This is a genomic window from Colwellia sp. BRX8-7 (assembly GCF_014077275.1).
Classification (GTDB): Bacteria; Pseudomonadota; Gammaproteobacteria; order Enterobacterales; family Alteromonadaceae; genus Colwellia_A.
Map to the genome: position 1 here is coordinate 1 of NZ_JACGVP010000019.1, position 26,621 is coordinate 26,621.

The following is a 26,621-nucleotide window of genomic DNA, read 5'->3' on the forward strand; positions in this document are numbered from 1 at the left end:
AGCGATGATAATGAGAACGTCACTGTTGCAGAAGATACAATCGCGACAGGCAATGTGCTTGATAATGCAGCAACTGCAGATGGACCGTTAACCGTAACTAGTTTTACTGTTGATGGGAATACGTATAATGCAGGTGATACAGTTACTCTCACTGAAGGTCAACTCACCTTAAATGCAGACGGTAGCTATACCTTCACACCAAATGACAATTTCAATGGTGCTGTGCCTGTGATCAGCTACACCGTTACTGATGGTGCTGGTGATACAGAAATTTCTACTTTAACAATTTCAGTAACACCTTTATCAGATCTTACTGATGACAATGAATCTGTTACAACAGCTGAAGACACAACAGCAACAGGCAATGTGTTAGATAATGCAGAAACAGCAGATGGACCATTAACTGTCACCAGCTTTATGGTTAACGGTAATACGTATAATGCAGGTGATACCGTTATTCTTACGGAAGGTGAGCTCACCTTAAATGCAGACGGTAGCTACACTTTTACACCCAATGACAATTTCAACGGTACCGTGCCAGTGATCAGCTACACCGTTACTGATGGTGCTGGTGATACCGATGTGTCGACCTTAACGATTGCGGTCACGCCGGTGAACGATCCACCAGTTGCGGCTGATGATAATTTTAGTGTTAACGAAGGCGAAATCGTCAGTGGCAATGTGATCAGCCATGACGACGGCGATGGCGTGAGTGATAACGATGGCGGCGATGGTGCTAGCCTGAGCGTGACTCAAGTCAATGGCGTTGATTTAGTCTTTGATCCATTAACGGGTGAAGCCCGTGTAGATATCAAAGATGGTTTTATCTTAATCAAGGCTGATGGCAGTTTCACTTACACCCACAATGGTAACGATCTGGTAGGTGCACCACCAAGCTTTAATTATACTTTAAGTGATGGTACGGATGTTGATACCGGTACTGTGACAATCGCAGTAACACCAGTGAACGATCCACCGGTTGCAGAAGATGACGGCTTTAATATTGATGAAGGGGAAAGCGTTTCAGGCAATATTATACTTCATCACGATGGTGATGGTGTTATCGATACTGATGGTGGTGACGGTTCAACATTAGTGATTACTCATATTAATGGCGTCGAACTAAGCTTTGGAACAGATGGCTTTGCTATTATTAATGTCGAAGGGGGGATTTTAAGTATTAATGCTAGTGGCGACTTTACTTATCAAAATAGTGAGGGCTATGTTTTAGGCGCCACTCCACCAAGTTTTGAATACAGCTTAAGTGATGGCACCGATACCGATACAGCAACGGTAACTATCAGTATTAATGACTCAGCGCCTGATGCGGTTGATGATTATAATAACGTTGTATTTACCGAGAGAAGAGGGGTTACTACCCGTTATGGTATCGGTGGGAATATTATCAATGATGGAAGCAGCGGTGATAACCAGGATACATCAGATGACGGCACTGTAACCTTAGTTCAATTTGTATACGACGGACAAGTATACGTATTTGATGCTAGTAACACTTCCTACACAATAGACACCGGTTTTGGTGTTTTTGTTATGGATAATACCGGGCAATATAGTTTTAGCTTACCATTTGGAACGGACGCTAGTATCATCCCTTCATCGATTGAAATCGTCTACACCGTCCAAGATGGTGATACTGTTAATGCTGAAACAGATGATGCAACCTTAACCATAACATTTACAAATGCTAATGATGCTAACAACGCCAACGATACTAATGATGAGAGCTCTGCTTTATCTAACGGCGAACTTATCGACTTGTCTTTTAGTGAATCTGCTACCAGCCAAAGTCTAGGCAATCAAGGTTCAAATATTGCAACTGATTATGATTTAAGTGATCTTTTGGTGCAAAGCCAGAGTGAAACTTTTATGTTTGATGAATTTTCGCAAAGTGACTTAAATACAGATCAAGAAAGTGAAGTTACAGTTATCTATGCAGACGAAAACTTGACCTTAGAAAATATTGATCAGGTCGACGCGCTTTCAAATACTGAAACAATCATCACCAATAATTTCTTAAATAAAGGTGTAACATTGAACAGTGATGCGTCATCAGAAATTGTGCCATTGCCCATTGAACTCGACACTTCAGACCAGATATGATTAAGTCGAGTAAATTAATTAGCAAAACATAACAAGTACAATGAGCTAATGATGAGATGTATTTTCCAACATCATTAGCTTATTCGCTTTTTTAAGGGATAACATACTAGGTGCAATCAACAGTGCAACAGTCAACTCAATGGACAATTAACGCTTCACAAAAGTTAAGTTCAGATCCTCTGTTAGACAGTTTAGTGCTTATAACAGAGCATTATGGTAACCCGTGCTCTCCTGAAGCGCTTGCGGCTGGTTTACCACTTACTGGTGCTAATCTTACACCAGAGCTATTACCTCAAGCAGCATCTCGCGCAGGGTTAAGTGCAAAATTAGTGCGTAAAGGCTTGAATGAATTACCCTCAATGTTGTTACCTTGTATTTTGATGCTAAAAGATAAAAAAGCCTTAGTATTACAAGAACTCGATATTGAAAAAAATATAGCAACAGTTTCTTTACCTGAAACTGGCGGTGAAGAACAGTTAACAATAGAGGAATTAGAATCGAGTTTTGTTGGCTATTTATTTTTAATAAAGCAGCAATATCGCGGTGATAGAAATTTCGATGTTCATCTTAATAGTTCAAAAGAACATTGGTTATGGCAGAAAATTAAGAATACTTCATCGATATACCGAGATGTAATTATTGCGTCAGTAATGATCAATGTTTTTGCTCTGGTATCACCACTTTTTGTGATGAACATTTATGACAAAGTCATACCTAATCTCGCTTTTGAATCGCTTTGGGTACTCGCCATTGGTGCCGGTGTCGCTTATATTTTTGATTTTATTTTAAAACAACTTCGTGGTTATCTAATTGATGTTGCAGGCAAGAAAATTGATATTGAAGTTTCTTCAAAATTATTTGCTAAAGTGATTGGTATACCGCTTGAAAAACGCTCGCCAAGTGTCGGTGGAATGGCAAAGCAGCTGAGTGAATTTGACAGTGTTAGAGAGTTTTTGTCTTCTGCGACAATAAGTGCCTTAGTTGACTTACCTTTTGCTGTGCTTTTTATGTTTTGTATTTGGCTTGTTGCAGGAGACTTAGTGATGTTTCCAATTATTGCCTCAATACTTATCATTGGCTACACATTATTAAATCAATCTAAACTGCGTAAAGCGATAGAAGAAAGTAATAAGTTTTCGGGTTTACGCCATGGACATCTGATTGAGTGTTTAAGCGCTTTAGAATCTATTAAAGCTAATGGCGCAGAAGGTGTTGTGCAAAGAGCTTGGCAGCAAATGGTTGGTCATACCTCGACCTGGTTACTTAAATCTAAAATGATCACTAATTCGGTCTTAAATTTTGCGAGTTTTATTGTACAAATATCAGTAGTCGCCGTTGTAGTGTTAGGTGTCTATCGGGTATCAGAAAACTTAATCTCGATGGGGGGAATTATAGCGGCTGTTATGTTAACCGGTCGTGCTATATCTCCTATTGCTAAGCTTGCTGGCCTAATGACGCGCTCTAATCAAACCTTAAGTGCTTTGAAACAACTTGATACTTTAATGGAGCAAGAAGGCGAATTTGAAGACAAAGCTCATTTGGTTAGTCGAACAAAACTCAGCGGCAATATAAATGCTGAAAATATCAGTTTTAAGTACCCTAATGCAGAAAGTGACTCTTTGCAGCCAATGTCAGTAAAAATTAATCAAGGAGAAAGAATCGCCATTGTTGGCCATAATGGTTCGGGTAAAACAACGCTAGCTAAATTACTATTAGGTCTTTATCAGCCAAGCAAGGGTAGCATTCAATTTGATGGTTTAAATCACCGGCAAATTCACCCTAGTGACTTACGAAAAAACATTGGCTATTTACCACAAGATATTGTCTTATTTCATGGTACCATCCGCGACAATATCCTCTTTGGTACTCGTCAAGTTACTGAGTATCAACTTATTAGAGCGGTTCAATTGTCTGGTGTCAGTGCTTTTACCGATCATAATAGTCAAGGCCTTGACCAACAAGTGGGGGAAAGTGGTAGTGCATTATCACGTGGCCAGAGACAGTCAATTGTTTTAGCCAGAGCGATATTAAATTCACCTCAAATATTACTGTTAGATGAGCCAACCGCGAGTCTTGATGCTCGTGCTGAAAAGAAGTTTATTGAAGCAATCAATGCAACGGCAAAAGATCGCACTATGTTATTAATTACCCATAAAATGGATTTATTAAAATTGGTTGACCGCATTCTTGTTTTAGATAAAGGTAAATTGATTATTGACGGTCCAAAAGATAAAGTATTAGCGCAACTCAAAGGCGAAAATTTAAATCAAGAGGCGAACTTATGAAGGTTAGCCAGCAAGACCTAGAAATGGCTGATGATGTATATGGTGCAATGCTAACGGAAGTGCCAAGTTTACATCGGTTAACTATATGGGCAATGGCTGGATTACTTTTTTGTTTTCTTATTTGGTCATATTTTTCCGAACTTCAACAAGTTACTTCAGGAATGGGCAAGGTAATACCATCAACTCAAGTACAAATTATACAAAGTTTAGATGGTGGTGTATTACAAAAACTCTTTGTTCAAGAAGGTATGCAAGTAATTAAAGGGCAGCCGATTGCAAGTATTGATGATACTCGCTTTAGATCTGACTTTGCAGAACAAAAACAGGAGGTGAGTAGCCTAAGAGCGAATGTCATTCGCCTTAGAGCCGAGCTTTCAAGTATATTGATTGGTGTTAGCGAAAGTTGGCAACGACAAATAGAAATAAATATAAAAGTACCCGTTTACCCAGACGATTTACAACAAAACGCTAAGTTTATGGTTGAAAGACAACAAGAAGAGTATTCTGGAAGAATAGACAATTTAATCAATCAATTAGCAATTCAAGCCCAGCAGATACAACAAAGGGAACAAGAAGTTGCTGAATTAGTTTCGAAAATTAATACCTTAAAAATAAGTTATGAGATAGCCAGTAAAGAACTCGACTTAACACGACCGCTTGCAGAAAAAAACATTGTTTCAAAAATCGAACTCTATAAGTTAGAACGTAGCGTGAATGAGCTTAAAGGTGAATTAAGTGCGGTTCGTTTGTTAGCACCAAAATTAAAGTCTGCCATACAAGAGTCAATTTTAAATCGTCGAGAAACAGCACTTGCTTATAGAACAGAAGCGAGATCAGAGCTTAATGAATTAGAGAATAAACTATCTCGAATTAATGAATCACAGGTTGGTGCTCAAGATAAAGTAACGAAAGCATTAATTTTATCGCCGGTTATTGGTACTATTAAAACCATACACATTAATACCTTAGGTGGAGTAGTTAAGCCGGGTGAAACCATAGCTGAAATTGTGCCCACCGAAGATAAATTGATGGTTGAAGCAAAAATTAAGCCCAGAGATATTGCGTTTATTTATCCTGGATTGCCAGCTGTTGTTAAGATCACTGCCTATGACTTTACAAGATATGGCGGGTTAACGGGTAAAGTAGAGCACATAAGTGCCGATACAACACAGGATGAAGAGGGAAACAGTTTTTATCTTATTAGAGTACGTACAGATGCTTCAAGCATTAAGAATAAAAATGGCAAAGAAATGCCAATTATTCCAGGTATGCTAACAGATGTTGATGTTATTACGGGTAAACGAACAATTTTAGAATATATTTTAAACCCCATATTACGGGCGAATGAGGCTGCACTAAGGGAACGGTAAGGCTTGTCTACTAGCAATTAACAATAATAAGAATATGGAGTATTTATAAATAACATTATGTTTAAATTAAATAAAGTAACTATGGTTTGGTGTTTAGGCTTATCGGGATTATATTCCGCTAATAGCTATGCCCAAAGTTTAGAGGCAGCCGTTGCAAACGCACTTGATACACATCCTGATATTCGTCAGACATTTGCACGATTTAAATCTAAAGAAGAAGATGTTAATCGTGCCTCAGCAGGCTATTTTCCAACTATTGATTTAACTGCTGGTTATGGTTATGAATATACAGATACTCCCGGAAATAGACGAAATGCTACCATCGGCGATGACGGTGAAACTGAATTAGCCCGTGGTGAATTTGGTGTTAGTATTAAACAAATTCTTTTTGATGGCATGTACACGAGTAATGAAATAGATAGAACTAAATTCGAAGCGAGCGCTGAGCAATGGACATTAATTGCCAATGCGGAAGATCTTGCTTTACAAGTGGCTAAAGCCTATTTAAATTTTATAAAAACAGATGAGCTTGTTAAATTATCAGCAATAAACATTGCCTCACACCAAGTCATTTATGATCAAATAAAAGAACGTACTGATTCAGGACTGGGTAATATTGCCGACTTGTCTCAAGTTACAGGGCGGCTAGCCCGCGCGCAAGCTAACATGATTTCGGCGCGTAATAATAACCTTGACGCTAGGTCACAATTTATTCGTTTAACGAATACACAACCGAGTAACCTTGTGCTACCAGTACCTGATGCTGATATGTTACCTAAAAATAAAGCAACGGGGTTAACTCTAGCAATAAAACGTCATCCGGTAATTAAAGCTGCTCAGCAAGATATTAATGCGGCTCGTTCATTTAAAAGCTCAATAAACGCTAGGTATTACCCAACCTTATCTTTAGAGCTCGGTGTAAATTCTGACAATGATATTGGTGGTGAAAGTGGTATTAATCGATTTGGCGCTGACGTAGGTGGTCATCGAAATGATGCAACAGCAATGCTGCGCTTACGCTACAACTTTTACTCGGGTGGAAAAGACATTGCTACCGAACGAAGTGCAGCCTATAAAATTTCAGAAGCGCAGGAAATTAATTATAACGCTCACCGTCAAGTTACTGAAAGTTTTGGTCTTTCGTGGAATGCTTTTGAAATGTTAGCTTTACAAAAAACATATCTAAAGCAACATGTTATTACATCTAAAGATACACAGGCAGCCTACAAACAGCAGTTCGATATTGGGCAGCGAAATCTTCTCGATCTGCTTGATACCGAAAATGAATTGTTTCAAGCTCGTAAGGATTACCTTGATGCAGACTTTAATGAATTAAGCGCTCAGTATCGTTTGTTAAATGCAACAGGCCTGCTACTTGATTCATTGAGAGTAACAAGATCATCAAAATGGAAAGGTGAACACGAATACGAACAAGGAGCTTACAATGAATAAGTTATCAATTAAGCCAATAGAAGTTACGGCAAAATATTTAGTGGTCGCTTTTGCAGTATTATTTATTAGTGCTTGTGCTGATACTCCTGTAGTTACATTAGAAGACTCGGTACAGCAGCTTTATGATTTAACTGATTATGACAGTGATGGTGTAGTAAAAGCGCGTGAAAAATGTGATGGGACTTCTATTGGTGCTGCGATTGACAATTATGGTTGTGGTACTCAAACGTCTAAAATAATGCCTTTTAAAATTGATGTTAAATTTGTTAACAATTCTTATCAACTGTCAGACCAAGCAAATGAAGACATCAGTAAGTTAGCAGAACTTCTTAAAATGAATCCGCAAATCAATGTAGTGATTGAAGGGCATAGCAGTAAAGTTGGCGTGGCAAAATTAAATCAAGTGCTGTCAAATAATCGCGCTAAAGCGGTTGCTTTGGTACTAATCAATGATTTTAAAATTAATGAAGAGCGTATCTCTTCAATTGGTTATGGCTTTGAACGCTTAGAAAACTTAGCAGATACTGAACAAGCGCATGCTGAAAATCGTCGTATAATGGCCGAGATATCTCATATAGAAAAAATTGATGATCTCAAATGGACCATTTATACAGTGAACCAAGCTAATTAATTATTAATGAGTAGCATTAGAAGAAGTTCTTTTTTTAAATGGATGGTCATCAAGCCCATCCAAATGCTTCTCATCACCACAATATGTTTAGCGGCTATATTTGCTCAATCTACACAGCCCCTTAATGAAAAAGAAATTGTCTCATCATTAGAAAAAAGTTATGGAGAAAGAGCAGGTAAAAGAGGCAAAGCCTGGTTTAAATTAATGCAACCAAAAGTTCAACATTCACCCTTAGAAACATTACAAGAAGTTAATCAATTCTTTAATATGTTTAGGTTTATTGATGATAGTAAACTTTGGGGGGTGAGCAATTATTGGGCGACACCTATCGAATTTATCGGTGTTAATGGTGGCGATTGCGAAGACTATTCAATTGCTAAATATTTTACCTTATTAGAAATGGGTATTGCGGATGAAAAAATGAGGATCACTATGGTAAAAGCCGTCAATCTTAATCAATACCATATGGTACTCGCTTACTACGAAACGCCTAGTGCCGTACCATTAATTTTAGATAATCTAGACGGTGTTATAAAACCCGCAAATCAGCGCAACGATCTGATCCCTATATATAGTTTTAATGCCAGTCAATTATGGTTGAACAAAGCAAAGGGGCAAGGAATTCTTAGTGGAAAATCATCAAAGCTTAAACTTTGGCGAGACTTAAGACAGCGTATAACTACTTCAAAACTTAAACAACCCAAAATTAAAATGGAGTTTTAAGACCATGACCCTATTTAGAGAAATAAACTCATTACTGTTCGCACTTTTTTTACTAGTTATGACCAGTTTAGTTTATTTTCAATTTACACAAACCCGCGACTTTATGAATCAGCAGATGGATTCTGATTTAAACAACACTATAACTTCGTTAGGTTTAATGTTGAGGCCTCATATTGAAACTGGAGATGTAGCCACAGCAGAAACCTTGGTTAATGTCATTTTTGAAGGCGGCTTCTATCGCAAGGTGACGCTTAAATGGCTGGTTGATGGCAAAGAGCAAATTTGGGAAAATCCAATTGTTATTGAAGGGGTTCCACAATGGTTTATAAATCTAGATTTATTTGCCATACAAAAAAAAGAAAGTTTAATTACCTCAGGTTGGTTGCAACTAGCAACAATTGAAATTGAAGGTCACCCCGCGTTAGGTTATCAAGAGTTATGGCGGGTGATGAATGACACTTTGATGATTTTATCTTTGCTTTTTATTCTTTCTATTATTGTTTTAAGGTTCAAATTGAATCGAATTTTAAAACCATTACATAATGTAGCTATACACGCGAAAAACATTTCACAACGTAAGTTTGGTCAAGACCTTGAGTTACCGAAAACTATAGAGTTACAAGATGTCGTTGGCGCGATTAATTCGATGTCAGGACAGTTAAAACAAATATTTTCGACCTTGGATGAAGAGGTTAATGAATTAAAAGAAGATAAATTTATCGATCAGGTTTCTCAATTGCCTAATCGACAATATTTGTCTGCACAAATCAATAATTGGTTAAATGAGCCTGGATTTGGCGGACTTATTTTAGCTAAGTTTGATTGGCTTGAAGATGTTCATAGTAAGTATGGCTATCAAGGCCGAGATGAAATTATTAAGGTTGTGTCAAAACGAATGCAAGCCGAGTTGCCAGAAATCAGCGAATGTATTATTGCACGAATTGCCAACACCGAATTTGCATTTTTGATCACTAAAGCAGAAAAAAGCGTCATAAAAGTCTACTTGCAGTCATTAATTAGGATCATTAATCAAGAGATAGCAAAAGCAGGTTGCACACCTAATACTCGTTTTGCCTTAGGTGTTAGTCAACGCATTGATAACATGAATTCGGCTGACTTGTTATCTCAATCTGATAATGCACTACAACAAGCACAACGCGAGCATAAAATAAGTCATTGGATAGATGCGGATCAACCACAAAAATATAGCCGTGAACAATGGCGCAGTAAATTGGTTGATTCTATTAATAACAACCATTTTAGTTTTCAATGGCAGCCAATTTTAGCTATGACGACTCAACAAGTTATTCAGCGCGAAATATATTGTCGTTTATACATAGACAAACAAATTGTCACCGCATCTGAGTTTATGCCATTTATAGAGTTGTTATCGTTAGGTGCTCAGCTAGACAGATGTTTATTGCAGTCAATCGAACAGCAGAATATTTTGGCCCTTGCAGATGAGGGCATCGCGATTAATTTAACGCATGATAGTTTAAAAGATCCACAATTTATTCATTGGTTAGCGCAATACCTTAAGCAATCCGCCTATGCCGAACGTATTTCTTTTGAAATACCCGAATCAGCAGCCATAACCTCGTTTGAGCAATGTTATCAGCTAGCAGAAATTGTAAGAGCAGCGGGTGCTAAGATAGGTATTGACCAGTGTGGTCGTCAAATTGGCTCTTTAGAATATTTACAAAAACTCTTACCTAATTATATAAAATTAGACTTATCTTTCGCTTATTATGAGAAGTTAAATCACAATAAAGAACTTTGCCGTGCGCTAGTCAATGTGGCGAAAGGACTGAATATCTCGGTTATTATTACCGGAATTGAAGACCAAGCGCAATTAGCAGATTTTAATTCATTAAAAGCAGAGGGTTATCAAGGCTATATTTCTCCAGTTGAAGACGTTGATATTAATCTCAGTTAAATTTATGGGTATTAAAGTTTTAATGGCTTAATAATTTAGCTCTCCTATCTAGATTAAGTGTTTTTTAGGCACTATTTTATGAAAGAGACAATATTCATCTTTTGTCTCTTTAAGGAATGCTATAAGTGGAGAAAATTTTTATCAAATATTTACCCATATATAGCAACGCCAGTAAAATATGAAAACGTTACGCTTCTTAATTTAATCCATTACAAAAGAACAATTAATAACAAAAGGATTAGTCAATTGTTAGCGCAAGCAAACAACATTATTGCTTTTTTGTACAGAACCTTGGACTAAGGTACAAAAAAGCAAGTGATTAGTGATGTGTTAAATAAACGATTTATCTTAAAATAAACAACCACAAGTCATTAGAGGTATGTCATATTTAACACTATGAGTTATTCATAGTTTGTTCAAATTCCAGGGATTTAGAATGACAAGTATCAATAATACTAAAAAATTTAATTTATCGAGGTTTATTAAAAACCTAGCACAAAGTACTTTATTCTTATTATTTTTGACACAGGTAGTAGGGTGCTCATCTTTAAACGATGAGGCCATTGTTGAAAAAGCTATAATAAGTGAATCCCCGCTGAAAGGCCCCTATGAAATAGCGGCTGAAGAAAATATCCCGAGCGTCATCAGCTATGAAGAGCCAGAAGATTCATTAAGATTTATCAATGAGCCCATTTTTAAATTTAATGATAAAGTATATCGCTACGTACTTAGCCCCTTCGCAGTAGGTTATCAAAAAGTTGTTCCTTTGCCTGTTGATCAAAGTATTCGAAACTTTTTTTACAATTTACGTGAACCGCTTTACGCGTTAAATCATTTATTTCAAGGAGAGCTCTCTAAATCGGGTAACAGTCTTGCTCGAGTGTTGGTAAATAGTACCATAGGTTTGTTTGGTTTATTTGACCCAGCCAACAGCATGATGGAACTGGAACGTGATAAAACAACTTTCGGAGAAACTCTTGCTTCTTATGGCGTCGGACATGGTGTTTATCTTGTTTTACCTTTACTTGGGCCTTCAGACTTACGTGATACGGCATCATTATCGTTCAACTACCTAGCACATCCTCTTAATTTTATTAATGATAAGAGGGCAGCTCAACAATTATTATTGGTTGATGGTATTCAAGCACAAACGCCTATTTTAGCTAAGTATCCCCAGGTATTAACTGATGTTGAAAACCCTTATGAGTTTACACGTAATTTATATATGCAAAGTATCCAACGTGATGGTCAAGCACGTCGTAATGAAGTTTTTAAAACCGAAAAGCAAAAGCAACAATAACGCCTTTTGTTAGTACTTCTAACCCAAAAGTGGAATAAATATGTTTAAAGCGAGTGCAACCTTTTGGGCTTATACCAGCTGTATTATTTTTTGCATACTCACGGCTACATTAGCCTGGCAAGCGAAAAACTTTGAGATTGATGCATCTGCAGATACTTTGTTAGTCGATAACAATAAACATTACATTCTAACCCAGCTAGCCAATCAACGTTATGGCTCTGAAGAATTTATACTGATTGCATTTAAACCTAGTAACAGACAGTTATTTTCGACAATTAATCTTGATATCTTATCTGAGCTTGGCAGAAAAATAGAGAAAGTATCTCGTGTTAAACAGGTCAATAGTATTGTTAATGTGCCTATTTTTTCTTCTGCTAAAACAGTCTCTGCGGATGTTGAAGAGTTAACTTGGGAAAATAGAAAGTTTGATGAGCAAACGTTCTCGCTAAGTTTAAAAAAACACCCTTTGTATGAGGGCTTGCTTATTAACAAAGATCAAACGGCATTGTCGTTGCAAGTGGTTTTTAAGACAAATAAAAAAGTTGAACAGGTAAATGACGATATTATTGACATTAAACGTCACTTATTAACCCGAGAACTCACCGATAAAGAACAAGATGCACTTGAAGCGTTAAAGCAACAACAGCAGAAACTTAATAAGCAACTCGAGCAAACTCGTATTGATGAAATTGAAAATATTCGCGCGCTTCTATTGCCCTATAAAAAAGACGGGGCCTTTTATTTAGGCGGTAATAATTTATTGTCATATGAGTTAATTCAAATTATCCAGAATGATTTAGTTCTTTTTGGTGCTTTAATTATTCTGGTGGTTATTGTGTTGTTGTGGTTTTTGTTTAGACAAGTAAGTTGGGTAGTTTTACCCATAGTTTGCTGTGCAACAAGTGTTGTTATGACGATAGGTTTACTCGCGGCACTGGATTTTAAAGTTACTGTTATTTCAGCGAATGTATTTGCCCTGCAAATTATTTTGTCTTTAGCGATGATAATTCACCTTATTGTACATTACCAAGAGTTGGTGTTAAAACACATCGACTGGGATCATCAAACACTTGTACTGGCAACCATTAAACAAAAAATAAAACCCTGCTTTTATGCAGGTTTAACGACCTCTATTGGTTTTGGTTCGCTTATATTTAGTGGTGTTCAGCCGGTTATAAGTTTCGGTTGGATGATGGTTGTTGCTATGCTGGTCAGCTTCATTGTTAGCTTGGCTTTTTTCCCCGCATTACTCTTAGTCATTTTTAATAAACAAGGTTTTGTTAAGCAGCATCATCAGATTGAAAGGGGAATGAAAGGCGCAGCAACTTTTGTTATAAATCAGCCAAAAAAGATTATTATTATATCTACTTTGATCACCCTTGTTGGTGCCTTGGGTTGCCTAAAGTTAACGGCAGAGAATAGTTTTTTAAATTACTTTAGTGAATCAACCAATGTTCGAAAAGAGCTGACCTTTATCGATCAAGAGTTTGGTGGATCGACGCCATTTGACCTGTTATTGAATATTCCAAATGAGCAAATAAAATCAGGATTAGTTATCTCAGCCAGTGCAGTGCAGACGGTAACAGATATTCAAAATATGTTAGCAAAAGAGCAAGCCATTGGTGCGATTACCTCAATTGCTGACTTCACTAAAATTGCTCAAGTTGTCTATGGTAAACCCCTGACAGAATATGAACTTACCGCACTCTACAAAAGTTTAGATATTGAGTTACAGCAGAAACTTTTTGGCGCTTACTTTTCAGAAAAAAATAACCAAATACGAATTTCTATGCGGGTTCAAGACAGTACTAAAGATCTAAATAGAGCCGATTTGTTGGCAGATATTCATAAAGAATTATCTGCAATGGGCATTAAAGAGCAGCAGTATACATTAACTGGTTTGTTCATCCTTTATCAAGATGTACTGTCACGCTTGCTCGATTCGCAAGTGCTGACGATACTCATTGTTTATGGTGCGATGGCGATAACACTGATGATTATATTTTCATCGTTCAAAGTTGCCTGGATTGCTTTGGTGCCTAATTTTATTACTACCGTAGTGATTATGGGCGTCTTAGGGATATTTTCGATTCCGCTAGATTTAATGACTATTACTATAGCCGCCGTAGCTATGGGAATTTCAATGGACGATACTATTCATTATATTCACCGCTATATAGAAGAAATGGAACTTGGCCAAGCAAATAGCGATGATTGGATTAAGCGGACAAATTTATCGATTGGCTATGCCTTAATATATACGACTACCGTTATTGTTATCGGTTTTGGCACCTTAATATTTTCTAATTTTGTGCCAAGCATATTATTTGGTTTACTGACCAGTGTGGCGATGATAGTTGCTCTGGTTACCGACATCACAACATTACCGGTATTATTGAAAAAATATTTAATTAAAAATAACCTTAAACAAAGCTAATCTTTTAAAGATATTAATCGAGCTAATGAATCAGTTAAAAAATTTAAATATCAAAGCACACGTTAAGTGCTGATCGGCTAATGCGAAAACTGATAAGGGTAAAGTTTAATTGTGGCGGTTTTTATTCTTTATAAATAGATATATATTTCAATAAGTAACTAGTTATATGGGGTTGCAATTAACGGTCTTAATTTAGATGCTTGAATTAAAGCCCGTACAGACCCATATTTACTTTTTATATTAAACGAATTTTAAAATACTTTTTAGTGAGATTTACTATGACTGATTCACCTATTCAAATAGTTTGCGCAAGTTGCGGTACGAAAAATCGTCTAGCTAAGGCTAAGCTCAATGACCAGCCTCTATGCGGTAAGTGTGGTAAAGCTGTGCTTTCTATTAACCCTGTTGTTGGTAGCGATAAAAACTTTAACCGTTATATTACCGACAACGGTTTACCTGTTGTTGTCGACTTTTGGGCACCGTGGTGCGGGCCTTGTAAACAATTTGCACCCACTTTTGAACAGGTTGCTGCCGATATGTTTACACAAGCTTGTTTTGTGAAGTTAGACACTGAAAGCAATCAAAATACCGCAGGAGGGCATAATATCCGTTCTATTCCTACTTTAATGATATTTCATCACGGCAGAGAAATTGCTGAATGTCCGGCGCCTTACCCAAAGCACAGTTCAGACAATGGCTAACTGAAAATTTACCGATGACAAACACATTATAAGTGTCGTAAAGAACATTCTTTATAGGTGCTGTGGTTACTCACAAGAGACAAAGATTATCCTTGTGAGTAACAAGTTAAACGATTTTATCAGTTAACGTTATTCGTTTAATAGCGAGATAAAAAAGCTCATTTCTAAAGCTTTTTCTTTTAAACTTTTAAATCGTCCTGATGCACCGCCATGGCCAGCGTCCATATCTGTCTTAAATAACAACAAATTATCATCTGTTTTAAGCTCTCTCATTTTAGCTACCCACTTCATTGGTTCAAAGTACTGAACCTGTGAGTCATGTAATCCGGTGGTCACCAGTATATTTGGGTAGTGTTGAGCAGTGATATTATCCATTGGTGAATAAGATAAAATATCTTGGTAGGCTTGTGCTTCGTTTGGATCACCCCATTCGTCATATTCATTGGTGGTTAGCGGTATGCTTTCATCGAGCATCGTTGTTAACACATCTAAAAAGGGCACATGAGCGCCAATGCCTAAGTATAGTTCCGGTGCTTGATTGACCACAGCGCCCATTAATAAGCCGCCAGCGCTACCGCCAGAAGCAAATATTTTATCTTTAGCGCCATATCCTTGGGCAACTAATGCCTTAGTAACATCAATAAAGTCATTAAAGGTATTTTGTTTAAGCGCTTTTTTTCCGGTTTCATACCAGTGCCTGCCTAACATTTCTGAGCCACGAACATGGGCAATAACATAAACAAATCCTCTATCAAGTAAACTTAACGTTTGACTCGAAAAATCAGGATCTATGGTTAAGCCATAAGCACCGTAACCGTATTGAAGAAGTGGGTTGGTACCATCTTTTTTAAAACTATTGCGACGATAAACAATTGACACTGGTACTGCTGCACCATCACGAGCGTTAATAAATAGACGTTCTGCTTGATAATCGTCTTGGTTAAAGCCACCTAAGACTTGTTGCTGTTTCAGTAACTTTCGCTCACCTGTTGCTAAGTCAAATTCAAATAAAGAATCGGGTGTTGTTAAGCTAGAATAATATAATCTTGCGATGGTACTGTTTGGCTCCGGATTTTCGTCAAGACAAGCAAAATAACAGGGGTCATCAAAAGATAGTGGATAGTGATGACCGGCATTTTCTCCCTGAGTTGTGTGCACGATAAAACGAATTTGACCATTTTCTCTTTCGGTTATTACAATGAAACGGTGAAATAATTCAATGCCTTCAACCAGTACATTTTCTCTGTGGGGAATAATTTCTTGCCAGTTATTGATATCATCAATTAGTGCAGCCGTGGCTTTCATTAACCTGAAGTTTTTAGCTTGATAGTTAGTCACAATATAAAAAAATTCACCCATTTTATCGGCGTGATATTCATGTTGTTCTTGATAAGGTAATAATTCGGTAAACTGCCCATTGGGCTCATCGGCACTGAGTACTAAATAATGTGTAGATTCAGTGGCATGTAAACAAATATAAAGCTGAGAGTCATCTCTGCTCTTATCTAAGCTGATATAAAAACGGTGGTCGTCTTCTTGATAAACAAGCACATCATCAGCTTGTGGTGTTCCTAATGTATGGCGATATACTTGTGTGCCAAGCAAAGTTTCTAAATCTTTCTTTACATAGAAAAGGGTTTTATTGTCGTTCGACCAAACAACTTGTCCTTCAGTTTCAACAAGAATATCGGCTAAATAAGCATCTGGCCCATCAGATGTCTTAGTTAAATCTTTAAAATGAATGGTATAGATACGACGACTGTCGGTATCTTCAGATATTGACATGATTTGGTCATTTTGACTTATTGATAAGTCCCCTAAATCATAAAACTCATGATCTTGTGCGCGCTCATTAACATCTAATAAGAGTGTTTTATTTGCACCTGTAAAACTTGTTGCTCGGTAGTAGTTGGAAAACTCTTGCTCGCCATTAATTTCGCTGTGATACCAATATTTTCCATCTTTTGCTGGAACGGTATTATCGTCCTTTACAATCCTGTCTTTAAGTTCATTAAAAAGTAATGCTTGTAAAGGTCTTTGCTTGGCCAACATGGCATCAGCATAATTATTTTCATCATTAAGGTGTGCTAAAACTTTTTCATCACTGCGCAGGTCATCACGCATCCAATAATAATTATCGATGCGTTGGTGATTGTGTTTTTCCATCGTATGAGGAATTTTTGTAGCTATTGGTGCTATAATTTTTTTGTCTGACGCCGCTGATATAAATGATGATGTTGGCACTAAGTGCTCCTAGTTAAATAATAAATGAAATGATAATAATTTAAGAAAAAGCGCGATAAAAGTCTATCGAGCTTTTTTAGATTAAGTGAACGCTTGTAAAGAGACTATGCAGAGCTCGCTATGTTTTTATCTTAATGATCAGGTTATCTTCGATAAACTTTAATTGCTCAAGTAATATCTCTTGTGAATCACCTGACATAAATACATGACCAACCTCGCTGCTGGTACTGTCGTGTGCGTAAACTTCATCTCCAGCTGCAATATTAAGTTTAAATTGGTCTATTTCTTTGAGTGCTTTGCATTGCTCGATACCGGAAATCTCATCAATAGTTCCTGGACCAGGATGGATCATGAGTACGCAAGCAAATTTATTAGCTTTGACAGGTAACGGGGTTGGAGTCGCTCCAGTTTCTAACTCTACATAGGTTTTCCATGGGTTGAAACCATAGGCATATTGAATGAGTTCCATATAGTATCCACCTGGTGGGCGAACGGCCATTTCGCCAAATACTGGCCCCGTTTTAGTCAGATAGAATTCAGCATGAGTCATACCATTTTTAACGCCAAATCCTTTGATGACTTGATCATTTATCGCGATGATTTTTTCTTGCAATGCTAGGGTTAAATTTGCCGGTAATATTGATTTTTTCCATTGATGAAGATAGTCGGTTATATTATGAAAAATAGGCACGCCATTATGGATCAACGTTTCTACGCTAACTTCACTTCCTTCAACAAAAGCTTCAGCCAGTAGGCCGGGCTTTGAATGCAATGCTACTTCCGCTAAGCTTTTTAGCACCATAACACCTCTTGCACCTGATTCGGCTACAGGTTTAACAACAAGTGGCAGGCCTAACTTATCAACTAATTCTTGTGGCGTATCGTTGTCATTGATGAGATGGAATTTTGTAATAGGAATGTTGTGCTCTAAAGCTTTGAGCTTCATCTCGTTTTTATTATGTAAGATACGGGTAATGTTAAGTGGCGTGCCTGTCAGTTTGAATTCTTGACGAACCATAGCAGCAATATCGACACTTGATTCAGTGGCTGCGATAACATATTCAATATTAAATTCACGAATTGCTGCTATTTCAGCTTTTAAAAGCATTTTTTCTGCGCTTTCAAATGATGTTTCAATACAGCCCGACAATTTTTCTTTTCGACTTTCGTGAAGGGGACCATCACTCCAGAGAAAAACGTTATGGCCCAGCTTTAATGCGGCTCGATAACATCGACCTCTTCTACCCACGATTAATACATTCGCCACTCAGTACCTCTGATAATTTCTAAATCACATATTTATCTGCTGAGTCTAGTGAATATATATAAATTAATATATAAGAATATTTAGATAATTTAGCGCAGTAGAAGAGGGGAGATGAAAATTTCAAACAGTCTAGAAATTTGGATCGTCGTTGTATTGTTAAGTAGGGTCAGGCAGCGAGGTAGATAACGCTTTGCTGACCCATATTTAATATGCCTTGGAGAAGGCATATTAGCTTATTATTTTTTATTGATAAGGCTTAACGGTAAAACGCTTCAACTGTGCCTTTAGCCGTCATTAAAAGTGGCTGACCACGACGGTCTAACGCTTTGTTCATGGTGACTTTTACCCAACCTTCGCTGATGCAATACTCTTCAACATCGAAACGTTCTTTGCCATTAAGTCGAATACCTATCTCGTGTTGAAAAATTTCTTCTACATGATGTGGGCTTCGGGGATTACCTGATAGGCGATCGGGTAAAGCGGGTAGCGATGTAGTATCGTTCATGTTTGTGACCTATGATAAAAAAATTGCGCTATTGTAGGCAATATATAGATAGCGCTCAAGCGCTGTTGTGATAAATTTTTAGCCTTTGTTTAAAAGTCTAAATAAACCTCAAGTTTATAACGCCGGTAAGGGGGATAATCTTCAATACTTAAAGCCGTTATCGAGTAGAAAAACTAAAGGCTATCCAAGTCAATCTACTCATCGTTGCAATACCGTTATTAGAAGCGCCAATCCTTGATGATTGGATTCCTACTCCCATCGAGAAACCATAATGCTGCAACTAAACCCTCGGTATCATTAGTGACGGTAATTACAGTTTCAAAAACCGCTTCATTCAATGATGTTCTTAGTAAGCAGCTATTATAATTAATGTTATAGCTCCCATCGCTATTTTCTTGATAATCACTGCACAGTGATAAATAGGCAGCTTGATCATCATCATCAGACCTGATTATTGTTAAATTAAATGAACGCTCACTATTTAATGAAAAGCCATCAGGTACTAATATATCACCACTGGTTTGTGCACTACTTTCTAACACGTCTCCTGCTTCTAGGGGACTAGTTTCTGCTAAGATAAACTCAGTTACCACAGGTTGGGTTACAATTGGGTCGGGTACAATAATCTCTGGCTGTTCTTCTACTACCGGTTGTGGCGTAACTGATACTGTTTCTCCGGCCGAACCACCGCCGCCACATGCTGTTAATAAAGCACTTAATAGAACACTAATATATAGCTTATTCATATGTCACTCCTTTAATCTAAAAATGTATTATTTATATTGGCATTATTTTCTATAAACCAGTCATCATCAATACGACCTTCATTGATAATAAAGCTAGAAAACAAGGGGTAAGCGTAAATTACATCCATGTATTCAAGAGGATATTGCCATTGTGTACCGACATTGATCGCCCAAGGCATACCATTCTCATTAACAAAGTAACGCTCATTATCAGGTTCGCTCTTATCTTCACCTCTGTTAAAAAAGTCTGTTCTAAAAGCTTCGGTAGGGGCTTTATTGGGCAAATGTATTTCGTATGCTCTACCAGGAGCCTGTCCGAATACATAACCATGTTCATAGCTTTCAGTAGCGAATAAAAATGGGTCATAAGGGAACGCAGGCATTTCTTCACTAGGAATTGCATGAGTCATTGGCAGTGTCATTGAAAAATGCATTTGAATTTTAGAACCACAACCTGGTTCACTTCTGTAATACTTACAGTTTTCACCCGCACTTACATAGTCCCATATGTCGTTGGTAATTATTGCGATGGCTTTATCACGCCCCTGCTCTAAAGGTGAGCTGAGCTGAGGCACGTTGTTAATGGTATAGCGGATAGCATCTTCGTTAATTTTTTCTCTGCTAATACCAGGCAATTGAAAAGCAAATCCGTTGTGATAAGACCCGCCAACAGCGGCAATTTGTCCTTCAAGTTTCACTCGAATAACTTCACCATCAAGTATATATTCACTAATACGATAGTTCATCACTAAGTCATTGAAGTCATAATCGCCTACTATTGGCCAATTATCTTCAAAGGCAATAGTAGCCCAGCCAGAAGCACTTGGGTAATACTCTATGCTAACGTTAGCTTCTGTTATATCCACAATATAATCTTCAACTTCACCATCATTTACACCGCCAGTTGGACCTATCTCGCTAAGGCTACTGATCCTAAAACGAGCCCAGGTACTACCCGGATCCGCCCATTCAGGCACGTTGTAAGAGATCGTGTTATTACCTGACACTACTGGTTTAGCATCAAGAATTTTTTCGTCAGAGCCAAAAACACCATTGCCGTCAAAATCTATCCATGCATTAACAAAAGCTGACGAGGAAGCTAACAGCTGCAGTACTGCTGAATTACCGACTTCAATACCTGTGACAAAAGCAACACCATCATCATCATTATTACCGTCTGTTTCATCATCACTTAGTGGAAATTGATAGCTATCAAATTCGGCATCAACGCTAGTACCCATAAAAATAGCATTATTTTCGGTACTATGGCGAGCACCATTATCTACAGCGAGACTACCATATGAGGCTGGAGCATCACCGAAATCTATTGTTGCGGCATCTGTCGCAATAACAGGGGCTAATGCACAACGTGCCCCATCGTTATTGCTTGAGCTTGGGCCATAAGAAAATAAATCGGCGACTGGATTGGCTTCATTAGTATTTATTTTAAATATTTTACCATCGTTGTTACGGCTAATATAAAGGTTTCCATCAACATCAAAATAAACAGCACCAAATATTCCTGTTTCACCAATATTATTAATTAATGTAGAACTGCCATTATTAACATCAATACGATATAGGTCCCCTTGGCTATCGACACTGTATGCAAAGCCATCAGATGGATGAAAGGCCATATCAAAAATATCCAGATCCAAGCTACTGCCATCTATAATCAGTTGAGCTATCAGATAGTTAGCATCTGATGAATCTAAGGAGATAGCATATAAACCGTAAGAAGCACCCGGTTTATAGATGTAATAGATATTGCTATCAATGGCAATATCACCGACATCAAATGATACATCTGGTAATCCTGATGTAGTCAATGAGGTAACTTGATAGTCACTATTAATACGAACAGGTTGTTCGAATTCATTGCTCCAGGCATAAATGAATTGATCGTGAGTATTAAAGCCCATGGCATTAAGCTCATTAGTTGTTCCCATGGTATTTGATAGTTGCAGGTATTGTCCTGTGGCCAATTGAACACTATATAACGTCGCCAAGGTATCTTGTATTAAAAAAGCCTCGGCGGGACAAGTCGCAAAAGGTTTTCCAACGATAGCTTCGCTTACTGACAAGGTCATACCGTTAGTACAACCCGGCTGTCCGATTACGCTATCTGCGCCAAATTCGATAAAATTTGTCGCAGAATAAGCCCCCCCACAATCATTACCTATGCCCTCTATCACAGCATTAGCGCCGGTCTGGACGAAGCCTTTAGCAAAAATGAAGCCTGTGGTTTCAGCGCCTGCACCTAGTTGGGTATAACCCGCCGAGCCAGTTTTGTCGCCTAGGACATTCCAGATAACGGTGCTGTTGTCGGTTACATTTAACAATATTACTTTTGCATCAATCGCAAAACTTAAGTAGTTAGCAATATTAAAAATCCATGTGCCATCGACACCTTTACCATCAAGTGTGAGGGTTTTTCCCCCAGTGATGGTTAGATAATCTATCGTACTATAAATGCCTGCTTCGAGCGTTTCATTGTTGGTCCCAAACGTAATAGAAACAAGCTCTGTGCCTGTGCCCAGAGCTTTCAACGTTGTTTGTATCGATGTAAGTAAAGCTTCTTGATTGGTTACTAAGGGGGGAGAAGGAGGTACCAGCAAAGAATTGGCGGTAAGGATCCCATCAATTTGAACACCAGCACCGATGGTTGTGGTGGTTCCGGCATCAACATCACCATGAAAAATTGAACCCGCACCAATTGTTACTGTCGTTCCAGCTAAAACATCACCCACAACTTCCACCGTTGCATCAATCGTTACGGTGGTTCCAGCGACAAGTTCACCATTAACAACGGCGTCAGCACCGACGGTAGCGGTGGTTCCAGCCAAAATAGAACCTTCAATAATTGCAGCCACACCTAAGGTTACAGTAGATCCCGCTTCAATATAGCCAACAACAGTTGCATCAGCGCCAAGGGTTACCGCAGTTCCGGCTTCTGTATTACCCCCTACCACCGCATCGGCGGCGAGCGTAATTGCGGTAGCACTTTGAGCATTGCCACCAACGGTTGTGCGTGCACCCATCGTTATATAACCGCTGGCATAAAGTGATTGGTTATTTAGCGCTGAATCTAATAAAGGTCCATTACTAGCCTGTGCAGTAGATAGGGCAAAAAACAGACAAGTGGATATGACCAAACTCGCTTGTTTTGCTGCGCGTCTATAATGTATGGCGCCATTACCCATAATATTACTTATTAATGCGTTAACATCAATATTAGCCAAATTGTGATCCCAAATATAAGCATTATTCCTTTTCATCTTATTGCCCTCAATTGTATGTAAAATCTTATTTGTTACTTAAGATAGGTGCTGCAAGTAATGAACCAAGATGGGGTTTGTGATTAGGTTATTGATATTGTTTGATATTAATTTTGTTACATTAGTTTTTATATTTTTGTTTTGCGAAAATTATCATTTTGCAAAATAGAATAAAGTAAGGTTACTATTTTATTAATGGGGACTGATAAAGGATCAAGCCGCGGCTCTATTGAGATGCGGCTTTTGGCGGTCATCTGGTTAACCGTTATAACTGTTTATATTGAAAACTGTTGACTAGCCATTGTTTTGTTTGTTTTATCCATGACAATCCATAAAGTCCCACTAAGTGTTTAGGTTTTAGCTTACAACGAGGGTCTGATAATAAAGTCCTCGCTTGGGAAAAATGCCCATCACCAATATTGAGTTTTGCCAAGTGACACAAATGTGTTGCACTATACTTAAGCATATTGGTTGAGCTTTTATTAGCTTTAAATCGAGATGCTTGCTCAGTTATCCGAATACTAAAACCACACTCTGCAGAAGGAATATTATTTTTACTTGCTTGGTTTTGCGCATCTTTATGATAAAGAGAGTGAATATTTGGTGAATAAGCAATATCTGTATTTAACGCAACCCGACAGAATAAATCTTGGTCCTCACCTATAGGTTCATTCAGAGGAAAACCACCAATGTCGTTAAATAATGACCGTTGAATGACCATAGAAGACATAGTGAAGGGTAGGTCTCCTTGTGAGGCAATATCAAAATAATCAGCTAATATCACGCCCTCTGGGTCGATGTTTTTTAGTTTTATTTTTGCATCTATATAGTTATGCTCAGATTCGACAATTTGGTAGCGTGTTCCAAAAAACTTTGCTTGAGGGAATTTAACAATTAAGCGAGCTATCTCATCTAAAAATAAGGGTAACCATTGGTCGTCCGCATCTAAAAATGCAATGTATTCATTGCTTGCCAACGCAACACCATTATTACGAGCGGCAGACACGCCCTGATTTTGTTGTTGTATGAGTTTTATATTTTCCATATCGGCATTTTTTACAATTAAGGCGCCATTATCGGTAGAGCCATCATCAATAACAATAATTTCAGTAGCGGGGTATTTCTGCCATGCGACACTGTTAAGTGTTCTTAAGATATGTTCGGCTTTGTTAAACAGCGGAATAATTACAGTAAATTTTATGTTTTTCATTTTGATCACTCCAGTTAGATAAAGATTTTTTTAAAGCGCTATCAACTGATAACGTTGGCGGTATAAAATTTGTTGATAAACCCTTTACGATTTGATTAACAATTGATTTAATATTGAGATTAAATAAATCTATTTGATAGTCTTGTGCTAGGCCAATCTCTTCACACCAACCTTTACATTTACTGTGATAATTAACTGACAGCACGGGTGTGTTAGCTAAATAACTTAAAATAGAACCATGTAAACGCATACTAACAATAGCTTTATAAGTGCCCAGTTTTTCGAGTAATTTAATGGGATCTGCTTGATATTTTTCTATCGTTACGGGCACTGTTTTGTTTAAACAAGCAATAATATTATTGTTGATTTTCCAGTCGCCTAATGAGCTATGTCCGTTAAACTCAATTAAGGTAATAGGTTCACCTGTTTGGGCGTATAACTGTGTTATTAACTGAGTAAATTGGTGAAACCTTTGCTGTTCAGCACCTTTATTTGTTTTGCCCATCGCATTAATAGCAACAGAGCATAACGACAGTGCAATGCCTTTACGTTCGACTTGTTCAGGTTTATATTTATCTGAACACAGCAGTAATGGTGCTAAATCAAACGTTTTATTAACGTTAGCATTAGGGGCGATAATTTGAGCAATGTCTAAACTTTCACTGTCTCTGACGCCAATATAACCACATTCATTTAAAAATTTTGCACATGCTTTTTCTGCGGCAGTTGAATTGAACGGACCAATTCCAACGCCTACTGCTAAGCTATTCTTAGGGCTTGATAAAGACATTAATTGTCTTTTAAGGTTTATATCTGTTTCACTGTGTAAAACCGAGCCACCACCAAAAATAATACGTTTACTTTGAAGTGCAGCTTTATAATGTAGTAACCTATTTTGCCCCCGAAATTGCTGGTTAAACTTGAGTGGTAGTTGATGATCCGTTTGTGTTTCTCTGCGGTAATCGCCGTACAAACCTACTAAGGTATTTTCACAACCAATAATGTGTTGAGCCGCCCAGGCCGTTACATACATCAGCGCATCATCGCCGCTATTTTGCATGCCGTAATAGCCTACTAAATAAGCATCGTATTTCTTAAACATGTCTTTCTCCTGATTTTAGTGGATTAAGGGCAATGCCTATCCATAAAAGTGCTGGCCAATAAATAAAACTTAATATTTCTAGATTTTCAAAAAATGAGTAACAGATAAAAACGATTGCCATCAGCGCAGCGGTATAACAAATCTCGCTTTTAAGGCTATGCCAAAATAAATAGATACAGGTAAACGTTAAAGGTATAGCTAATGCTAAAAGTCCTACTATGCCTTTGACAAATAACAGTCCATACCAGTTGTGGTGTGAACCTATATGCATTCCTTCAACGATTTTTGGTCCTTTCTCAACAATGCCATGTCCCCAAATTGGCGCTTCTGACTCCCAACGTTGCAATGCAAGTACTTCTAGCGTATTACGTACTCGTGTTGAATCAGGGCGCGAAGCTTTAATGCCTTCGTAGCTGTTAGTGATTAAATTAAATAATGGCTCGCCTAATAATAAAATGGCTGGAATGAACAAGCCAAAAAGTATAATAAGCAGTGGATTTTTAAAATGTTTACTGAAAAAGCATAGTGGCGCTAATGCGATATAAATAACCCAACCAGCACGTGATTGTGAGAGTAAACACATGATGAAACTACCGGCTAAACCAGAGTTTCTCCAAAAAGGTTCTTTCTCTTGGCTAGTAAAAATTAAAAATATACATGCCATAAATCCTGCAGCAGGTGCCCAAGGAGTAAAAAACCTCCAACGACCACCACCAGTTTCAGGGTTTAAACCAAATAAACTCACTGTAAAGAAGCTTTCACCGGGTCCGCCAATCACTTGTAGCGGTGATATAAATAAATCACCCGGGGCGCCAACCATATAAAGAACAACAGTAACACTGGCAAAAATTAACGAATGAAACGAAACAACACATACGGCTCTAACCACTAACTGTGGTTTAATATCAACAAAGGCACCAATAAATAAAAATAGCGGCATCAGTGCCCATCCTTTTGCCCAACCAATCGAAGACTTAATGGTTTTCGCTAGTCCCAGGTCCCAATTTGAATGACCAATGAGTAGCGCGACTAACATAAAAAAACCACCGAGGATCCATAACCAAACAATGGCCGGTATAACTGCATTTTTATCTTTTCCGTTTACATACCAACGTAATAAAACCACAATAAAGATCATCCAACCTATCACTGAACCCATAACATAAAGACCACCGAATGCGAAGAATGGATAGGTAAGTGTTAACCCAAACCAAACTAGCCTTTCTTCGGTAGAACTTGCAGTGGGGTGGTGTGAAATCATAAGTTAAGTTGTCCAAATGGATGAATAAAGGCTTAATATAAAAGTATTATTA

At 37.8% G+C, this 26,621-nt stretch carries 18 protein-coding genes; 10 read left to right on the top strand and 8 right to left on the bottom strand.

Annotated features, from left to right (window positions below; translation table 11 throughout):
* The 10 genes from H4J57_RS16545 to trxC form a co-directional block, all read left to right on the top strand.
* Positions 1-2,121: tandem-95 repeat protein (locus H4J57_RS16545; RefSeq protein WP_182243641.1), on the top strand; the 2,121-nt coding region annotated here is incomplete at its 5' end.
* A gap of 110 nt (positions 2,122-2,231) precedes the next feature.
* Positions 2,232-4,406: a type I secretion system permease/ATPase gene (locus H4J57_RS16550; RefSeq protein ID WP_182218377.1), complete on the top strand. Its 2,175-nt coding sequence runs from the start codon at positions 2,232-2,234 to the stop codon at positions 4,404-4,406.
* The gene (locus H4J57_RS16555) at positions 4,403-5,776 is read left to right on the top strand and encodes an HlyD family type I secretion periplasmic adaptor subunit (protein ID WP_182173561.1); all 1,374 of its coding nucleotides are present in this window, start codon (positions 4,403-4,405) and stop codon (positions 5,774-5,776) included. Before H4J57_RS16550 ends, H4J57_RS16555 begins: the two co-directional genes overlap by 4 nt.
* A gap of 57 nt (positions 5,777-5,833) precedes the next feature.
* Positions 5,834-7,228 carry a TolC family outer membrane protein gene (locus H4J57_RS16560; RefSeq protein ID WP_182222905.1) on the top strand — a complete coding sequence of 465 codons (1,395 nt, stop codon included), beginning with the start codon at positions 5,834-5,836 and terminating at the stop codon, positions 7,226-7,228.
* The gene (locus H4J57_RS16565) at positions 7,221-7,859 is read left to right on the top strand and encodes an OmpA family protein (RefSeq protein WP_182222906.1); all 639 of its coding nucleotides are present in this window, start codon (positions 7,221-7,223) and stop codon (positions 7,857-7,859) included. Before H4J57_RS16560 ends, H4J57_RS16565 begins: the two co-directional genes overlap by 8 nt.
* A gap of 63 nt (positions 7,860-7,922) precedes the next feature.
* Positions 7,923-8,582, top strand: coding sequence for a transglutaminase-like cysteine peptidase (locus H4J57_RS16570; protein ID WP_259366455.1), 660 nt, complete (start codon positions 7,923-7,925; stop codon positions 8,580-8,582).
* Positions 8,583-8,586: 4 nt separating this feature from the next.
* On the top strand, positions 8,587-10,518 hold the full coding sequence (locus H4J57_RS16575) for an EAL domain-containing protein (protein WP_182243642.1): 1,932 nt from the start codon (positions 8,587-8,589) through the stop codon (positions 10,516-10,518).
* 436 nt (positions 10,519-10,954) lie between these two features.
* Positions 10,955-11,818, top strand: coding sequence for a VacJ family lipoprotein (locus H4J57_RS16580; protein WP_182243643.1), 864 nt, complete (start codon positions 10,955-10,957; stop codon positions 11,816-11,818).
* 40 nt (positions 11,819-11,858) lie between these two features.
* On the top strand, positions 11,859-14,255 hold the full coding sequence (locus tag H4J57_RS16585; protein WP_182243644.1) for an RND family transporter: 2,397 nt from the start codon (positions 11,859-11,861) through the stop codon (positions 14,253-14,255).
* 278 nt (positions 14,256-14,533) lie between these two features.
* Positions 14,534-14,956, top strand: a complete 423-nt coding sequence (trxC, locus tag H4J57_RS16590) for a thioredoxin TrxC (protein ID WP_220470324.1) — start codon at positions 14,534-14,536, stop codon at positions 14,954-14,956.
* A gap of 129 nt (positions 14,957-15,085) precedes the next feature.
* Here trxC and H4J57_RS16595 read toward each other — a convergent pair whose 3' ends face one another.
* The 8 genes from H4J57_RS16595 to H4J57_RS16630 all read right to left on the bottom strand — a co-directional run bounded on the left by H4J57_RS16595 (position 15,086) and on the right by H4J57_RS16630 (position 26,569).
* Entirely contained in the window at positions 15,086-17,200 is a 2,115-nt protein-coding gene (locus tag H4J57_RS16595) for a S9 family peptidase (RefSeq protein ID WP_182243645.1), read from the bottom strand.
* 118 nt (positions 17,201-17,318) lie between these two features.
* Entirely contained in the window at positions 17,319-18,467 is a 1,149-nt protein-coding gene (locus H4J57_RS16600; protein WP_182243646.1) for an ATP-grasp domain-containing protein, read from the bottom strand.
* A gap of 256 nt (positions 18,468-18,723) precedes the next feature.
* On the bottom strand, positions 18,724-18,972 hold the full coding sequence (locus H4J57_RS16605) for a DUF3297 family protein (RefSeq protein ID WP_182173540.1): 249 nt from the start codon (positions 18,970-18,972) through the stop codon (positions 18,724-18,726).
* A gap of 218 nt (positions 18,973-19,190) precedes the next feature.
* Positions 19,191-19,718 (bottom strand): hypothetical protein, encoded by a 528-nt coding sequence (locus H4J57_RS16610; RefSeq protein WP_182243647.1) that lies wholly within the window; start codon positions 19,716-19,718, stop codon positions 19,191-19,193.
* Between the two features lie 11 nt (positions 19,719-19,729).
* Positions 19,730-22,996: an LruC domain-containing protein gene (locus H4J57_RS16615; protein ID WP_259366882.1), complete on the bottom strand. Its 3,267-nt coding sequence runs from the start codon at positions 22,994-22,996 to the stop codon at positions 19,730-19,732.
* A gap of 265 nt (positions 22,997-23,261) precedes the next feature.
* The gene (locus H4J57_RS16620) at positions 23,262-24,206 is read right to left on the bottom strand and encodes a glycosyltransferase family A protein (protein ID WP_182243648.1); all 945 of its coding nucleotides are present in this window, start codon (positions 24,204-24,206) and stop codon (positions 23,262-23,264) included.
* The gene (locus tag H4J57_RS16625; RefSeq protein WP_182243649.1) at positions 24,166-25,308 is read right to left on the bottom strand and encodes a polysaccharide pyruvyl transferase family protein; all 1,143 of its coding nucleotides are present in this window, start codon (positions 25,306-25,308) and stop codon (positions 24,166-24,168) included. The genes H4J57_RS16620 and H4J57_RS16625 overlap by 41 nt, the downstream gene beginning before the upstream one ends.
* Positions 25,301-26,569: an O-antigen ligase family protein gene (locus tag H4J57_RS16630; RefSeq protein WP_182243650.1), complete on the bottom strand. Its 1,269-nt coding sequence runs from the start codon at positions 26,567-26,569 to the stop codon at positions 25,301-25,303. The genes H4J57_RS16625 and H4J57_RS16630 overlap by 8 nt, the downstream gene beginning before the upstream one ends.
* Positions 26,570-26,621: the final 52 nt, after the last annotated feature.

Excerpts from the sequence above, each read along its gene's own strand:
- H4J57_RS16555 (WP_182173561.1), top strand. The coding sequence starts at position 4,403 with ATGAAGGTTAGCCAGCAAGACCTAGAAATGGCTGATGATGTATATGGT.
- H4J57_RS16560 (WP_182222905.1), top strand. The coding sequence starts at position 5,834 with ATGTTTAAATTAAATAAAGTAACTATGGTTTGGTGTTTAGGCTTATCG.
- H4J57_RS16565 (WP_182222906.1), top strand. The coding sequence starts at position 7,221 with ATGAATAAGTTATCAATTAAGCCAATAGAAGTTACGGCAAAATATTTA.
- H4J57_RS16570 (WP_259366455.1), top strand. The coding sequence starts at position 7,923 with ATGCTTCTCATCACCACAATATGTTTAGCGGCTATATTTGCTCAATCT.
- H4J57_RS16575 (WP_182243642.1), top strand. The coding sequence starts at position 8,587 with ATGACCCTATTTAGAGAAATAAACTCATTACTGTTCGCACTTTTTTTA.
- H4J57_RS16580 (WP_182243643.1), top strand. The coding sequence starts at position 10,955 with ATGACAAGTATCAATAATACTAAAAAATTTAATTTATCGAGGTTTATT.
- H4J57_RS16585 (WP_182243644.1), top strand. The coding sequence starts at position 11,859 with ATGTTTAAAGCGAGTGCAACCTTTTGGGCTTATACCAGCTGTATTATT.
- trxC (WP_220470324.1), top strand. The coding sequence starts at position 14,534 with ATGACTGATTCACCTATTCAAATAGTTTGCGCAAGTTGCGGTACGAAA.
- H4J57_RS16605 (WP_182173540.1), bottom strand. The coding sequence starts at position 18,972 with ATGAACGATACTACATCGCTACCCGCTTTACCCGATCGCCTATCAGGT.
- H4J57_RS16610 (WP_182243647.1), bottom strand. The coding sequence starts at position 19,718 with ATGAATAAGCTATATATTAGTGTTCTATTAAGTGCTTTATTAACAGCA.
- H4J57_RS16615 (WP_259366882.1), bottom strand. The coding sequence starts at position 22,996 with ATGAAAAGGAATAATGCTTATATTTGGGATCACAATTTGGCTAATATT.
- H4J57_RS16620 (WP_182243648.1), bottom strand. The coding sequence starts at position 24,206 with ATGAAAAACATAAAATTTACTGTAATTATTCCGCTGTTTAACAAAGCC.
- H4J57_RS16625 (WP_182243649.1), bottom strand. The coding sequence starts at position 25,308 with ATGTTTAAGAAATACGATGCTTATTTAGTAGGCTATTACGGCATGCAA.
- H4J57_RS16630 (WP_182243650.1), bottom strand. The coding sequence starts at position 26,569 with ATGATTTCACACCACCCCACTGCAAGTTCTACCGAAGAAAGGCTAGTT.